Here is a 14,759-nt window from a genome sequence, read left to right on the forward strand (position 1 = left end):
CTGTTGAAAAATTATTTAACAGCAACTTTTTCACGAAAAATTGATGATGGACTGCCTAAAGTTTGTGTTGCCGTAGCAAATGAATTTTTCACATTTGCCTACGGCAGGTCTTTTTAAAGAGCAACTTTCAGGAAGTCTCCAACCCTCATGCTGACTATTAAAGCCGTGCGCCCCGAGTGGGTGACGCTGGTCGCCAGTGCCTTTTTGTTAGTGGGCTTCAACGCCATTCTCTGGGAGCACCTGCTCGCCATCACGGCGGCGGACGGACACGGTGTGTTGCTGTGCATCGCGTTTGCCGTGATGGTGTTCTGCGCGTTCAACCTGGTGCTGACACTGGTGGCGTTCCGTCCGCTGCTCAAGCCGTTGTTGATGCTGTTGTTCATGATCAGCGCCGGGGTCGCTTATTTCATGGCCCAATACGGTGTTTTGATTGATGCCGGCATGTTGCGTAACTTTGCCGAAACCAATGCCACGGAAGTGCGTGACCTGTTGTCGTTAAAGTTGTTTGGCTACCTTTTACTGTTAGGTGTACTGCCTGCATGGTTATTGTTCAAGACCCCGATAAGTTATCGTCGCTGGCCCAGGGAGTTGTTAAGCAAGTTGCTCGTCGGCGTCGTCTCGGCTGCGCTGTTGGGCGGGGTTGCCTTGATCAATTACCAAGGGTTGTCTTCGCTGTTTCGCAATCATCACGAGTTGCATCTGATGGTGGTGCCGAGCAACTACATCGGCGCCTCGATCGGCTACTTGCGCGAGCAGGTCGCCTCGGCCAAGCAGCCGTTCATTACATTGGGCGAGGATGCGCAGCGCAACCCGGCCTGGCAAACCCATGGGCGCAAATCCCTGACGGTGCTGGTGGTGGGCGAGAGCGCGCGTGCGGAGAACTTCGGCATTCTCGGCTATCACCGCGATACCACGCCGCAGTTGGATAAAGAGGCCGGCCTGATTGCCTTTACCGACGTGCATTCCTGCGGCACCGAGACCGCCGTGTCGGTGCCGTGCATGTTTTCCAACATGGGCCGCAAGAACTACGACGCGAGCAAGGCCAAGAACGAAGAGGGCCTGCTGGATGTGCTCAAGCGCGCCGGACTGGAAGTGATCTGGCGCGACAACCAGTCCGGCTGCAAAGGCACCTGTGATCGGGTTGCGGTGCAGGACGTCAGTAATCTCAAGGACCCGGCCCTGTGTGCCAACAGTGAATGCCGCGATGAAATCCTGCTCCAGGGCCTGCAGCAGTTCATCGATACCCTCGACAAGGACACCGTGCTGGTGTTGCACCAGATGGGCAGCCACGGACCGGAATACTTCAAGCGTTATCCCAAGGCGCACGAGCATTTCACCCCGGTGTGTGAAAGCAACGCGTTGAATAATTGCAGCCGCGAAAGCATCGTCAACGGCTACGACAATACGCTGGTATACACCGACCACGTGCTGTCGACCCTGATTGACCTGCTGCGGATAAATCAGGACAAGGTCGACACGGCCATGCTGTACCTGTCGGACCATGGCGAGTCGCTTGGCGAATACAACCTATTCCTCCATGGCACGCCTTATATGCTCGCTCCGGAGCAACAGAAACATGTGGCGATGCTGGCCTGGTTCTCCGACGGTTATCAGAAAGCCTTCTCGGTCGATACGCATTGCCTGCAACTGAGTCGGGACAAACCCCTCAGCCAGGACAACCTGTTTCATTCGATGCTCGGGCTGCTGGAGGTCAACAGCAAGGTCTACAACCAGGAGCTGGACATGTTTGCCGGTTGTCGCGGCGCAGTCATCGACGGCGTGCTGGCCCGTGAGTAGAAGTTTCCTACACCTTTTTTTCACGCGGCACTGTTTAAGCTGTTGCTCACTTATTTTTACTGAGCTGTGAGTATGCCCGGGCAATCCCCATCCACCGTCGAGCTTGAATTCACCCGACAGCACGAGCAGGAGCATGCGCAAACCTGCCATCAACCGGCGCCTCGGCGGTTGCGCCTGGTGTTCTGGCGTGACGAGCAGTTGGTGCGCAACGCTCTGAAGGCCGCCGGCGAGCCCGGCCTGGTGCTGGATGTGGCGTGCGGGGCAGGGCGCTTCTGGCCGGTGCTGGCCGAACATGCCAACCGGGTGATCCTGGCGGCGGACCCGTCGCCGCAAATGCTTGATCACGCGCTCGCCCACCACGAGCAAGCGTTGCTTGAGCGGGTCAGGACCTTCCCGAGTTCCGCGTTCACCCTCGGGCTATCCGCGAACGCGGTGGACTGTATTTTTTGTCTGCAACTGTTTCTGCATATCCAGGCCAGCGAGCATCGCCTGGCGTTGCTGCGCGAATTCCATCGGGTCAGCCGCGACACAGTGATCGTGTCGGTCCAGATCGAGGGCCGGCTGAGAACCGGCCAGCCGCCACCCAGGCGCCTGGTCGACCGGGCCCGGGTCGAAGCCGAGTTTATCGAGGCCGGTTTCAGCGTGCAGTGGTATCAGGATTTCCTGCCCGGTTTCGCCTTGAAGCGAGTTTATGTATTACGTAAGACCAGTTAACCGCTGATGTAGGACTATTCTTGCGTTTGCGCAGGCGATTTCTCTAAAGCTCTTGCTCCGTAGATGCTCGCAATCGCCGACGGCGATATATACTGCGCGCCATTCTTCAAGGGAGAGCCGTGTGGCCATCGATATTCACTGGATTCGCGACAACGATAGCCTCGGTCGGTTTTGCGCCGAATGGCAACAGTTGCCATTCGTCGCCCTCGACACCGAATTCATGCGGGTCGACACCTTTTATCCCATCGCCGGCTTGCTGCAGATCGGTGACGGTAAAAGCGCCTACCTGATCGACCCATTGACCATTGATGACTGGCAACCCTTGGCTGCGCTGCTGGAGAACCCGGCTGTGCTCAAGGTGTTGCATGCCTGCAGCGAGGATCTGGAAGTCTTGCTGCGCCTGACGGGCAGCCTGCCCGCGCCGCTGTTCGACACCCAGCTGGCCGCCGCTTACCTGAACCTGGGCTTTTCGATGGGTTACTCGCGGCTGGTGCAGGAAGTGCTGGGTATCGAGTTGCCCAAGGGCGAGACCCGTTCCGACTGGTTGCAGCGGCCCCTTTCCGAGACGCAGATCAGCTACGCCGCCGAGGATGCCGTGCACCTGGCGGAAGTTTTCGTCGAGTTGCGCCCGAAGCTTTCCGATGAAAAGTACGCCTGGGTATTGGAGGATGGCGCCGAGCTGGTGGCCAACCTGCGACGTGAAATCGACCCGTATGAGGTCTACCGCGACGCCAAGCTGGCCTGGAAACTCTCCCGTGCGCAACTGGCCGTGCTGCGCGAGCTTTACGCCTGGCGCGAACGCGAGGCGCGAGCCCGTGACCTGCCACGTAACCGCATCCTCCGCGAGCATTCGCTGTGGCCCCTGGCCCGCACGCAACCGGATAACCTCGGCGCGCTGGCAAAAATAGAAGACATGCACCCGCGCACGGTGCGTCAGGACGGCGAATTCCTGCTGGACCTGATCAAGCGTGCCGGCAGCGTGCCGCCCGAACAATGGCCGCCCGCCGTGGCCGAGCCGCTGCCCATCGAGGCCGCGGCGCTGCTCAAGCGCCTCAAGGCGCTGGGCCAGGCTGAAGCCGAGCGCCTGGGCATTGCTCCTGAATTGATGCTTCGCAAGAAAACCCTCGAAGCCCTGATCAAGAGCGGCTACCCCGAGGGACCTTACCAACTGCCCGATTCGTTGCGTGGCTGGCGCCGCGAGTTGATGGGCCAGGCGCTGCTCGACAGCCTGGCCACCGCCGGAGAACAGCCTTGAAACGTATCTGCTCCATCTACCGAAGCTCGAAGAAAAACGAGATGTACCTGTATGTGCTCAAGAGCGAGGCATTGGCCCGTGTGCCTGAGCCATTGATGGCGGCCTTCGGCAAGGCGATCCATGCCTTCGACCTGGTTCTGAGTCCAGAGCGGCAATTGTCCCGCGAAGACATCAACAAGGTGCTTGAGAACCTCGATACCCAGGGTTATCACCTGCAGATGCCACCGGCGGAGGACGAATACATCGAGCATTTGCCCGAAGAGTTGTTGCGCCGCAACGACCCGGTCTGATTGCCTTGGGCGTCCGTCCTGGGGGCTCTCGAAACACTGGAATGATTATCGGGATGGCCGCGAAGATGGAGCAACACTCTGTCGGCGGTCGTTTGCACTGTTTTTGAAAGGTTTGATCCATGCGCGTTCTGATTGCCGAACACGACCACGCGATGTATGCCCAGCTCCTGCGCCAGGCTGCAGCCGATATCGAAATCCTGACCAGCGGCGACTCCGCTGAGCTGTCACGCCTGGCCGCCGATTGCCCGGTCTGGCTCGGCCAGCCGGACTTGCTGGCGACCTTGTTGCGTCAGGGCCACAAGCCCCGTTGGCTGCAATCGACCTGGGCAGGCATCACGCCGCTGCTGGCCGAGGGCCTGACCCGTGACTACCGTCTGACCCGCGCGGTGGGCATTTTTGGCCAGGTCATGGCCGAATATGTGCTCACCTACATGCTCGGGCATGAGCGCGAAGTCCTGGCGCGCCTGGTCAGCCAGGTGGAGCGCAAATGGGATAATCGCCAGAGCCAGAGCCTGGCGGGCCGCAAGGTATTGATCGTCGGGACCGGCGATATCGGTCGCCGCGTGGCTGAGTTCCTGGTGCCATTTGGCGTGCAGTTGTACGGCATCGCCAGTGAAGCTCGGGAGTTGGCGCCGTTTATTGAAGTTGGCGCGTTGCAGGACTTGCCCCGTCTGGTGGGGGAGGTGGACTACGTGATCAACCTGTTGCCGAATACACCGGACACTCACGATATCTACGACGCGGCGTTGTTCAAGCAATTCAAACCCACCGGGCTGTTCATCAATGTCGGCCGTGGCGTGGCCGTGGTCGACGCGGACCTGGTGCAAGCGTTGCAGGACGGGCACCTGGCCGGTGCGGTAATCGACGTGTGCCGCCAGGAGCCGTTGCCACAGCGCCATCCGTTCTGGACCGCCTGGGGATTGTTGCTGACCGGCCACAGCTCCGCACCGACGTCGCCGCCGATGATGGTGCAGTTGTTCCTGGATAACCTGCGCGCCTATGAGGCCGGCGAAGCGTTGCGCGGGGAAGTGGATTTCAGTCGGGGCTACTGATCCGGGATTCAGCGCGGTCCATTGTGGGAGCGAGCCTGCTCGCGATAGCGGTGTGCCAGTCGACATCCCTATGTCTGACTGGGCGCTTTCGCGAGCAGGCTCGCTCCCACAGGATTGTGTCGAGATCAGAGGGTGAAATCACCCTCGGCCACCAGCTCGCTCAACGGCCGGCGCGGGCTCGGCACTTCGCGGGCCTGGAGGTAGTCGGCCAGCGTCGATTTGTCTCCCAGCTTGCCAATCGCCACGGCCGCGTGCAGAGCGTAGCCGTCGGGTATCTTCAGTTCCTTGCGGGTCAGCTCCTGGTCGAAGCCGGCCATGCCATGGGTGTGCCAGCCGCTGAGGCTCGCTTGCAACGCCAGGTGGCCCCAGGCCGCGCCCGTGTCGAAGGTGTGGCACTGGGCCGGGGTTTCCTCGGTGGCGCCGGGCACCGCGAAGGTGGTTTTCGAGGCGATGATCACCAGCGCCGAGGCGTGTTGGGCCCAGCCACGGTTGAATTCGTTGAGCAGGCCCAGGTAACGCTCCCAGTTCGGCGTGTCGCGACGGGCATACAGGAAACGCCACGGCTGCGAGTTGTAGGCCGAAGGCGCCCAGCGCGCGGCTTCGAAGAAGCTCAGCAGGGTTTCTTGGGAAATGCTTTCAGCGGTGAAAGCGCGGGGCGACCAGCGTTCGATGAATTGGGGGTGGATGGCGTATTCGGCGATGCGGGGATTGGCACTCATGGGCTTACCTTGGCTGGGATCGGGAACGTGATGAAGCAACCTACGTCCAGACATCCGGGCTGACAAGCCCCCTTGTACCGACAGTCGCCAATGCTTGGCCTCAAGAGGCCCCGGCACTAGACTGTCGGCCTTTTCACCACGTGATGTTGATGCTTGAGCCATGGCCGCCAAAGTCGAACCGTTCTGGATACGCAAAACCCTCGATCAGCTTGATTCACAAGAGTGGGAATCGCTGTGTGACGGCTGTGGCCTGTGCTGCCTGCAAAAGCTCGAAGACGAAGACGACAACAGCGTCTACTACACGCGCATCGCCTGCAAGTTGCTCGACCTGAAGACATGTCAGTGCACCGATTACCCCAATCGTCGCGACTTTGTTCCTGATTGCATCCAGCTCACGCCGGGCAAGGCCGATGAGTTCAAATGGTTGCCGCCAACCTGCGGCTATCGCCTGGTCAGCGAGGGCAAGGACCTGCCGCTGTGGCACCATCTGGTCTGCGGCGACCGTGACGCGGTGCACCACGAACGCATCTCCCAATCCGGGCGCATGCTCGCCGAAGGCAGCGTGGCTGAAGAGGATTGGGAAGATCACCTGATTTTCCGCGCCGGCTGAACCACCCGCCATCGCACCCCAGGAGAGCCCATGGCTGCAGGATTGAAATGGTTGCTGGCGGCCGGGCTGCTGGCAGTGAGCGGACCGCTGTGGGCGGCGCAGAAAGTCGATCTGGATTATCACGTCCACCTGTTGCCGCAGAGCGACCAGGCCGAAGTGCGCCTGACGCTGGCGCGGGGCTCGGCGGTGCGCAGCCTGGATTTCGATCTTGGAAGCGATGGTCGCTACAGTGATTTCAAAGCCGATGGCCAGTGGCAACTGACCCCCGGTCACGAAGCTCGGGGCGTCTGGCGCCCAGCTGCTGACAAGGCGAGCCTGACTTATCGCGTCCGCCTCAGCGAGTCGCGCAAAAACGGCTCCTTTGAGACCCGCATGACCCCCGGATGGGCGCTGCTGCGCGGTGATGATCTGGTACCGCCAGCCAGGCTGGATCAGCAGGACGGCACTGAGCTGGTTTCACGCCTGGAATTCGAATTGCCGGGTGGCTGGCAAAGCATCGAGACGCCCTGGCCGCGTATCGGCAAGCAGCGTTTTCGCATCGACAACCCTTCGCGCCTGTTCGACCGGCCGACGGGCTGGATGCTGGCCGGCAAGCTCGGCAGCCGCCGCACGCGCCTGGGCGAGACCGAAGTGACCGTGGCATCGCCGCGAGGCCAGGGCATGCGGCGGATGGACGTGCTGACGCTGCTGACCTTCGTCTGGCCGCAGGTGCAGGCAATCGTGCCGCGCCATCCGGCCAAGCTGTTGATCATTGGCGCGGGCGATCCGATGTGGCGTGGCGCCCAGGGCGGCCATGAATCGATTTACCTGCACAGCCGTCCGGCATTGGTCAGCGAACGGGGCAGCAGCCCGTTATTGCGGGAGTTGGTCCAGGTGCTGGCGCGCATCAATGATCATGATCGCAGCGACTGGATCAGCGAAGGGCTCAACGAGTATTACGCTATCGAATTGCTGCGCCGTGCCGGCGGCATGAGCGACGAGCGTTATCAGGCATTGAATGGTCGACTCGCCCGGGACAGCAAGGGCGTCACGACGTTGCGTGGTGAACAGGTAAGCCCGGCGATGGTGTCCAAGGCGGTGCTGCTGTTGCAGGAGCTGGACCGGGAAATCCGCCTGAAAACCCGCAACAAGCGTTCGCTGGATGATGTGCTGCAAGGGGTGATGCGGTTGGAAACCGTCGACACCGAAGAGTTTGTGCAGCTCAGCGAGAGCATCCTGGGCGGAGGCTCAACTGTCCTGGATACTCGGTTACTTCAGTAGTACCGCTTTCGCGAGCAGGCTCGCTCCCACACTGGATCTTCGGTTGACTTACCCTTTGTAATCAACCAACTCCCTGTGGGAGCGAGCCTGCTCCGGGCGGCGTTCCGACGAAGGGGCCATCAGCCTCACCGCAAAAATCAGAGCCCAGCCTTCGGCGAAACCAACGAATCATTCCCCGTCACCGTAGCGGTACCGGTAGCCGCCTCGGCATTGGTTTTCATGCGGCTCAGTTCATCGCCGGCCTGCTCGATCCGGGCGCGGGCGTCGTGCAGGTGCTGACGATTTTTTTCCAGCAGGGTCTTGGCCGAACAATGCCCGGTGATGCCGCGGGCCAGGGCCATGCCGCCGATTGCCAGTTGGGCCAGGCCGATCACACCGCCGCGGCGCAAGCCCTTGCCCATCATCAGCACCCCACCGGCCAGTGACCCAATGCGCTCCCAGCCGTGCACATTCTGCGGACTGCGGGTTTGGAAAGGGGTGGTCTCAACCGGCCCGAACGGATTGTTGTCGCTCATGATCTGTCTCCAGTGTGGGGATGTGTATAAAGCTGACTGCCAGAGCGAATCCGTCGTTCCATGGAATTTTCCGCCGGTCAGCGAAATTGCGGCCCCGAGCGGGTGTTGTTGCCTTTGGCCATGCGGTCGTAGAGCACGACGTTGACCGTAGCGGCCAGGTTCATGCAGCCGTTGGTGGGGATATAGATCACGTCTTCGCACCAGTCGCGGATGTCCTTGTCCAGGGAACCGTCTTCCGGGCCGAAGATGTACAGGGCCCGGTCCGGATGGGTGTATTCGGGCAAGGGACGGGCGCCGTCCACCAGCTCGACGGCCACCGGCACGCAGCCCAGGGGCAGGATTTTTTTCAGGTCGTCGATGCCGATCAGCGGGATGTCGTAGTGGACTTTTTTGGTGTCGGTAACGAAGTCGGCAGCGCGTTCGTAGCGCTTGCCGGTATAGAACACCGACGCGACGCCGTAGCAGCCGGCGGCACGCATGACCGAACCGACGTTTTCCGGCGACTTGGGGTTGAACAGACCGATGCAGCTGTAGCGTTTGTTGGCCACGGACGGGGTGCCTTTGGGAAAAGGCGCGATTATACGGGGAATGGGGGAGGGTGGTCAGGTTCGAGATGTGTGGTGGGCTGGTTGACCGCCTTCGCGAGCAGGCTCGCTCCCACAGCATTTTGTGAACAGCAAAAATCCAATGTGGGAGCGAGCCTGCTCGCGAAGGCGGCCTTGCGGGCTCACTCGTCTTTTTTCATCAACCCGGCCAACGCGGCGAAGGGGTTGTGCGTCGCCTTGGCGATCTTCGGCGTGCTCAGGGAGCCGTCGCCGAAGTATTGCTGGTCGGTGTAGCGCGAGTGCTCGTTGTCGTGGCAGTACAGGCACAGCAGTTCCCAGTTGGAACCGTCCTGCGGGTTGTTGTCGTGGTTGTGGTCACGGTGATGGACGGTCAGTTCGCTCAGGCGCTTGCCGGAAAACTCGCGGGCGCAGCGACCGCAGACGTGGGGGTACATTTTCAGGGCTTTGTCGCGGTAGCCCATTTCCCGGTCGCGCTGGGCGTCGGCGAGGATGCGGTCGAGCTTGGCGGTGTTGGACGGTGGGGTGGACGAACTCATGGGTTCACCTTTGTAAAAAGACTGATGACGGTTGGACAGAGTTTAGCTCAGCCCTTGAGCTTCTCGGCAATCCAGATGGTGTGGCGGGTGCCTTTGTTGCCATGGGCGAACACTTGCACCTCTTCGGCCTTGAAGCCGGCCTTTTTCAGCTTGTCGGAAAACTGCCGGTCAGCGCTGGCCGACCATACCGCCAGCACGCCCTTGGGGCGCAGGGCCTTGGCGCACGCGGCCAGGCCGCCGGCCGAATACAGCCAACTGTTGGCTTTCTGGGTAAGGCCTTCCGGGCCGTTGTCGACATCCAGCATGATCGCGTCGAACCCCTGCGGCTCGGCTTGCAGGACCTTGGCGACGTCTTCCATGCGGATCACGGTGCGGGGGTCCGACAGCGGTCGCCCGGCCTTTTCGCCGAGGGGGCCGCGGTTCCACTCGACCACCCCCGGGACCAGTTCAGCCACTACCACTTCGGCGCTCTTGCCCAGGTGTTTGAGGGCGGAGGCGAGGGTGAAGCCCATGCCGAGACCACCGATCAGCACCCGCGAGCCGGGACGGCCGGCGACCTTGCGACAGGGAATCTCGGCCAGGGCATCTTCGGAACCGTGCATGCGGGTATTCATCAACTGTCCGCCGTCACCGCCCTGGATCTTGATGACGAAGTCTTCGCCATACCCGAAAAGGCACAAGGCACCGCCGTTGTCGGGAATGGGCGTGGTGTCGAGCAGAACGAAACGTTTCATGGAAATCTCATGGGAATGGGGCAGACCGGCCCGGTTGGGACTAGCCTGAAAGCAGACAATAGCCACGGAGCCATTGATGAAGTGCACCATTCTAACGGCCATTGCCGTGGCGGCGCTCTCGATAAGTTGCGCCCAGGCCCAGCAGCCGACGATTCCTGTCAGCCCGCCGAGCATCCCCGGGGCGCCGGGCACCGCTACGCCGATGCCGTATCCGCCGGTCACGCCCAACGGCGTGCCCAAGGCTGCCCCACCGGGTGGCGGCCCGCCGCTGTTGCCGCCGATCGAAATGCCCAGGCCGCCGAAGGACCAGCCGATCCCGGGCATGGAGCCGAAGCCGCCGAAGGCCAAGTCGCCGGGGGGTTAGATTTTTAACTCGACGCCATAACCTGTGGGAGCGAGCCTGCTCGCGAAAGCGGTGTGTCAGGCAGCAGAGACACTGACTGATCTGACGCCTTCGCGAGCAGGCTCGCTCCCACAGGTTCTGTATTTAGAGATAGAAAGCGCTACACCTGCTGCGACAGCAACTGCCCGTCGGCCATGCGCAGGCGCTTGGACAGGGAGACGGCAAGGGCGCGGATGATCTTGGCGGCGATCTTCGGTGCGTCGTTGAGCATTTTTTCCAGGGAGTCCTTGCCCAGGTTCAACAACTGACATTCGGTGGCCGCGATGCAACTGGCCGAGCGTCGTTCGCCGTCGAGCACGGCCATTTCGCCGAAGGCGCGGCCGCTGCGCAGCGTGGCGATGGTCACGGGCTGGCCGTCGGGGCCGGTTTTCTGCACGGCCACCTGGCCGGTGTGAAGGATGCACATGAAACTGCCGGCATCGCCCTCGCGAAAAATCGCTTCGCCCTGGGCGACGGTACTGATGCTGAAATAGCCCGATGCCGCGGCAAAGTCGACGGGCAGCAGTTGGTCGAACAGACCACAGTCCATCAGCCAGTCGCGAATTTGGTTGTTCAGTAAGGTCGGTTCTGACATGTCGTCACGGTCTTTTCTTATCGTGTTCTGCGGTTTTGGATTGTCTTGAATTTAAGGCGATTCCCTGTGGGAGCGAGCCTGCTCGCGAATTCGGTCTGTCAGCCAACGTTGGGGCAGGCCGATCCACCGTCATCGCGAGCAGGCTCGCTCCCACATTTGATCCAGTCGAGCCAGGTATGGAGCTAAGACCCGGCCATCCCACAGAGTTCCTCAAGCGACGCCCAAAACCTTCAAGACAAATGCATATTCGAGCGCTACGTCACGCAATCCCTGGTAGCGGCCGCTCATGCCGCCATGGCCAGCGCCCAGTTCGGTCTTGAGTAGCAGCGGGTTTTCGTCGGTCTTGGTCGCGCGCAGTTTCGCCACCCATTTGGCCGCTTCCCAGTACTGCACGCGGCTGTCGTTGTAGCCGGCGATCACCAGCATTGCCGGATACGCCTGGGCGCGGACGTTTTCGTACGGCGCGTAGGCCCGGATCCGATCATAGACGTCCGGCTCCTCGGGGTTGCCCCATTCGTCGTATTCGGTCACGGTCAGTGGCAGTTCGGGGTCGAGCATGGTGTTGAGCACGTCGACGAACGGCACTTCGGCGATCGCCACCTTGAACAGCTCCGGGCGTTGGTTGAGGACTGCGCCGATCAGCAGGCCACCGGCGCTGCCGCCGCTGATCGCCAACTGATCGGCCGAGGTGAAGCCCTGGGCGATCAGGTATTCGGCGCAAGCGATGAAATCACTGAAAGTGTTGTGCTTGTGCTCCTGCTTGCCAGCGCGATACCAGGCCTCACCCAGTTCGCCGCCCCCGCGCACATGGGCGATGGCAAACGCTACGCCACGATCCAGCAGGCTCAAGCGCGAATGAGAAAACCACGGGTCGAGGCTTTCGCCATAGGCGCCGTAGCCGTACAAGTACAGCGGCACGGGCTTGCCCAAGGCCTCGCGCTTGACCACCAGGCTGATGGGAACTTGCGTACCGTCCGGTGCCGTCGCCCAAAGCCGTTGGCTGACATACGCATCGGCATCAAACGGACCCAGTACCGGGGTTTGCTTGAGTACGACCTGAGCACCGCTGGCCAGGTCCAGCTGGCGGATCTGCGCCGGACGATTCAGCGCTTCGTAGCGCAGGCGAATGCGCTCGCTGACAAACTCCAGGCTATTCTGCACGTGCAGGCTGTAGGCCGCGTCCGGCAATTGCACCCGATAGGCCGGTAAACCTTGTGGGTGGACTTCGATGATCGGCAGGCCGCCCTCGCGCAGGCTCAATGTCATGGCGCTGGCGTTCAGGCTCAGGCCGTCAATCATCACCGTGTCACTGTGGGGGATCAGGTTCTGCCAGTCGGCTTCGGCCGGCGCTTCGCCCATATCGGGCGCCTGGTACAGGGCGAAATTGATGCCGTCGCGGTTGCTGCGGATGAACCAGGTCCATTGCCCTTCGAGCAGGCCATGGTCGACATCGTATTCGTGGTTCTCTACCCGTGGCGCGACGCAGGTAAACGGTTGTTGTGGTTGCGCCGCGTCCAGCACCCAGACTTCGCTGGTGGTCTTGCTGCCCAGGGACAGGATCAACTGCCGCTCGGAGCTAGAACGGTAGCAATGCAGGAAAAAACGCCCGCCCGGCTCATGGAACACTTCTTCGGCGGCGGTGCCGTCCAGGCGATAGCGCAACAGCTTGTGCGGGCGGTGGGTATCGTCAAGTTCGCCGAAGAACAGCGTCAGGCTGTCGTTGGCCCAGGTCATGCTGCCGTCGCAGTTTTCGAAGGACAGCTCGCTGACCTTGTCGTTGGACAGTTCTTTGACGAACAGCGTGTAGATCTCATCGCCGCTGGTGTCCAGGCTGTAGGCCAGACGCTGATGGTCGGGGCTGATGCTGAACGCGCCGAGGGAGAAGAAACCGCCGTCGGCCAGCGCGTTCGGGTCCAGCAACAGCTGCTCACGACTTTCATCGACCGTCAGGCTGTCATCGGCCGGACGCGGGCAGCGGTAATGGCGAGCGTATTCATCACCCGCCGTGGTGCGGGTGTAATACAGGTAAGGGCCCCAGGGCGAGGGCAGGGAGAGGTCGGTTTCGAGGATTCGTCCCTTGATTTCCTGGAACAGCGTTTCGCGCAGTTCGGCCTGATCGGCGAGCCGGGCTTGCTGGTAGCTGTTTTCAGCCTTCAGGTATTCGAGCACGGCGTCGGTGTCGCGCTCCTGCAGCCAGGCGTAGGGGTCAACACCGGGGGCCTTGCGGGCAATCGGGGCGTCGGGAACGTGGGCGGATAGGGGCATGGAAAAACTCTCAAGCATGATACGAACAGGGACAAGTGGCCGACGGGGTCAGTTCGGTAGCTGGACCGAAAAACTCACCCCGCCGGGCACCCGGCAGATGCCGGGGCAGCCTGACGAGCGAAAAGCCGTTACTATAAGCGCCTCTTTGCCTGCCTTGCCATGGACACCATGACCGAGAACGATTATCTGATTGCCTGGGGTCTCTACGCCTTCGCCGCCCTCGGCTGCCTCCTGGTGTGGATGCGCATGACCCGCTTCATGTGGCGCTGGTTGCGCGAGCCGCTGCGGCTGCTGATGGCGGTGTTGCTGTTCAGCCCGACCATCGTCGACCCGGTGAAGGAAAAGGTCGCCCCGGCGCTGGCCATTGCCGCCCTGGACTTGCTCTTCAAGGTTGGCAACAACGTCTGGCGCGCAGCGTCCGACCTGCTCATGTACGCCATGATCGCCTTCGGCCTCTATCTGGTCCTGGTGCTGATCCGTATTCCTGTCGAACGCGCGGCCAAGGCTCGCCAGGAGCGGGCCGCCGCAGCCAAAGCGGCCGCCGCTGCCGAGCCTGACGACGAGCCTGCGTTCGGCGTGGCCGGTGATGACCGTTATGGTCGCCCACCCGTGCCGAGCAATCCCCAGCGTTCGCGTATCGAACCGCGCCTGTAACCGGGCTGCCCAATCAAACGAGGGTTCGAGCATGTGTGAGTTATTGGGCATGAGCGCCAATGTGCCGACCGATATCGTCTTCAGCTTCACCGGCCTGATGCAGCGCGGCGGCAAGACCGGGCCGCACCGCGACGGCTGGGGCATCGCTTTTTATGAAGGCCGTGGCCTGCGCCTGTTCCAGGACCCGGCCGCCAGCAGCGAGTCGGAAGTGGCGAACCTGGTGCAACGCTATCCGATCAAGAGCGAAGTGGTCATCGGTCACATCCGCCAGGCCAATGTCGGCAAGGTCTGCCTGTCCAACACCCACCCGTTCGTGCGGGAGTTGTGGGGGCGCAACTGGTGTTTCGCCCACAACGGCCAGCTCGCCGATTTCCAGCCGGGCGTGAGTTTCTACCGCCCGGTGGGCGATACCGACAGCGAGGCGGCGTTCTGCGACCTGCTCAACCGCGTGCGCCAGGCTTATCCTGAGCCGGTGGAGGTCGAGCAGTTGCTGCCGGCCTTGATCGAGGCGTGCAGCGAATACCGCAGCAAGGGCGTGTTCAATTGCCTGCTCAGCGACGGCGACTGGCTGTTCTGCTATTGCTCGACCAAACTGGCGCAGATCACCCGGCGCGCACCGTTCGGCCCGGCGCGGCTCAAGGATGTGGACGTGATTGTCGACTTCCAGGCCGAAACCACGCCCAACGACGTGGTCACGGTGATTGCCACCGAACCCTTGACCGAAAACGAAACCTGGACCCGCTACGAACCGGGCCAATGGAGCCTGTGGCGACGCGGCGAATGCGTCAGCCACGGCCGGACCGAATAAGGACGTC

The 14,759-nt window shown here is 61.7% G+C and carries 17 protein-coding genes; 10 read left to right on the forward strand and 7 right to left on the reverse strand.

The annotated features are described in order from the left end of the window. Nucleotides 1–147 precede the first annotated feature (147 nt). From M1E16_RS06940 to M1E16_RS06960, 5 genes are all read left to right on the forward strand, one after another. Nucleotides 148–1,797 (forward strand): phosphoethanolamine transferase, encoded by a 1,650-nt coding sequence (locus M1E16_RS06940; RefSeq protein ID WP_458129516.1) that lies wholly within the window; start codon nt 148–150, stop codon nt 1,795–1,797. 72 nt (nt 1,798–1,869) lie between these two features. After that, nucleotides 1,870–2,511 carry a class I SAM-dependent methyltransferase gene (locus M1E16_RS06945; protein ID WP_434699714.1) on the forward strand — a complete coding sequence of 214 codons (642 nt, stop codon included), beginning with the start codon at nt 1,870–1,872 and terminating at the stop codon, nt 2,509–2,511. Nucleotides 2,512–2,632: 121 nt separating this feature from the next. After that, a complete protein-coding gene (gene rnd / locus M1E16_RS06950; protein WP_305496192.1) occupies nt 2,633–3,766 on the forward strand; it encodes a ribonuclease D in 1,134 nt (377 codons plus the stop codon). Further along, on the forward strand, nt 3,763–4,056 hold the full coding sequence (locus M1E16_RS06955; RefSeq protein WP_030141193.1) for a YcgL domain-containing protein: 294 nt from the start codon (nt 3,763–3,765) through the stop codon (nt 4,054–4,056). The genes rnd and M1E16_RS06955 overlap by 4 nt, the downstream gene beginning before the upstream one ends. 119 nt (nt 4,057–4,175) lie before the next feature. Beyond that, complete coding sequence (locus M1E16_RS06960; protein WP_458129517.1) at nt 4,176–5,108, forward strand: D-2-hydroxyacid dehydrogenase; 933 nt, start codon at nt 4,176–4,178, stop codon at nt 5,106–5,108. Nucleotides 5,109–5,233: 125 nt separating this feature from the next. On the opposite strand, the gene M1E16_RS06965 is transcribed toward M1E16_RS06960, so the two are convergent. Then, a complete protein-coding gene (locus tag M1E16_RS06965; RefSeq protein ID WP_434695576.1) occupies nt 5,234–5,827 on the reverse strand; it encodes a nitroreductase family protein in 594 nt (197 codons plus the stop codon). A gap of 160 nt (nt 5,828–5,987) precedes the next feature. On the opposite strand from M1E16_RS06965, the gene M1E16_RS06970 reads away from it, so the two are divergent. Both M1E16_RS06970 and M1E16_RS06975 read left to right on the forward strand, forming a co-directional pair. Next, nucleotides 5,988–6,437 carry a YcgN family cysteine cluster protein gene (locus M1E16_RS06970; protein WP_003184256.1) on the forward strand — a complete coding sequence of 150 codons (450 nt, stop codon included), beginning with the start codon at nt 5,988–5,990 and terminating at the stop codon, nt 6,435–6,437. Between the two features lie 30 nt (nt 6,438–6,467). Next, a complete protein-coding gene (locus M1E16_RS06975) occupies nt 6,468–7,697 on the forward strand; it encodes a hypothetical protein (RefSeq protein ID WP_458129518.1) in 1,230 nt (409 codons plus the stop codon). A gap of 137 nt (nt 7,698–7,834) precedes the next feature. Here M1E16_RS06975 and M1E16_RS06980 read toward each other — a convergent pair whose 3' ends face one another. The 4 genes from M1E16_RS06980 to M1E16_RS06995 all read right to left on the reverse strand — a co-directional run bounded on the left by M1E16_RS06980 (nt 7,835) and on the right by M1E16_RS06995 (nt 10,048). Continuing rightward, nucleotides 7,835–8,212, reverse strand: a complete 378-nt coding sequence (locus M1E16_RS06980) for a YgaP family membrane protein (protein ID WP_434603062.1) — start codon at nt 8,210–8,212, stop codon at nt 7,835–7,837. A 77-nt stretch (nt 8,213–8,289) separates the two neighbouring features. Then, the gene (locus M1E16_RS06985) at nt 8,290–8,760 is read right to left on the reverse strand and encodes an RNA methyltransferase (protein ID WP_264432809.1); all 471 of its coding nucleotides are present in this window, start codon (nt 8,758–8,760) and stop codon (nt 8,290–8,292) included. 179 nt (nt 8,761–8,939) lie between these two features. Then, nucleotides 8,940–9,314, reverse strand: coding sequence for a YajD family HNH nuclease (locus M1E16_RS06990; protein WP_003184246.1), 375 nt, complete (start codon nt 9,312–9,314; stop codon nt 8,940–8,942). A gap of 47 nt (nt 9,315–9,361) precedes the next feature. Beyond that, nucleotides 9,362–10,048 (reverse strand): spermidine synthase, encoded by a 687-nt coding sequence (locus M1E16_RS06995; RefSeq protein ID WP_458129519.1) that lies wholly within the window; start codon nt 10,046–10,048, stop codon nt 9,362–9,364. A 76-nt stretch (nt 10,049–10,124) separates the two neighbouring features. Between M1E16_RS06995 and M1E16_RS07000 the strand changes: the two genes are divergently transcribed. Beyond that, a complete protein-coding gene (locus tag M1E16_RS07000; RefSeq protein WP_434695573.1) occupies nt 10,125–10,412 on the forward strand; it encodes a hypothetical protein in 288 nt (95 codons plus the stop codon). A 139-nt stretch (nt 10,413–10,551) separates the two neighbouring features. On the opposite strand, the gene M1E16_RS07005 is transcribed toward M1E16_RS07000, so the two are convergent. Both M1E16_RS07005 and M1E16_RS07010 read right to left on the reverse strand, forming a co-directional pair. Next, nucleotides 10,552–11,025, reverse strand: a complete 474-nt coding sequence (locus M1E16_RS07005) for a cyclic nucleotide-binding domain-containing protein (protein WP_434569467.1) — start codon at nt 11,023–11,025, stop codon at nt 10,552–10,554. Nucleotides 11,026–11,235: 210 nt separating this feature from the next. Further along, the gene (locus tag M1E16_RS07010) at nt 11,236–13,290 is read right to left on the reverse strand and encodes a S9 family peptidase (RefSeq protein ID WP_458129520.1); all 2,055 of its coding nucleotides are present in this window, start codon (nt 13,288–13,290) and stop codon (nt 11,236–11,238) included. A gap of 159 nt (nt 13,291–13,449) precedes the next feature. On the opposite strand from M1E16_RS07010, the gene M1E16_RS07015 reads away from it, so the two are divergent. Both M1E16_RS07015 and M1E16_RS07020 read left to right on the forward strand, forming a co-directional pair. Continuing rightward, the gene (locus M1E16_RS07015) at nt 13,450–13,944 is read left to right on the forward strand and encodes an MFS transporter (RefSeq protein WP_305496183.1); all 495 of its coding nucleotides are present in this window, start codon (nt 13,450–13,452) and stop codon (nt 13,942–13,944) included. Between the two features lie 31 nt (nt 13,945–13,975). Next, a complete protein-coding gene (locus M1E16_RS07020) occupies nt 13,976–14,752 on the forward strand; it encodes a class II glutamine amidotransferase (RefSeq protein WP_305496182.1) in 777 nt (258 codons plus the stop codon). Nucleotides 14,753–14,759: the final 7 nt, after the last annotated feature.

The organism is Pseudomonas sp. Z2-11 (genome assembly GCF_054161305.1).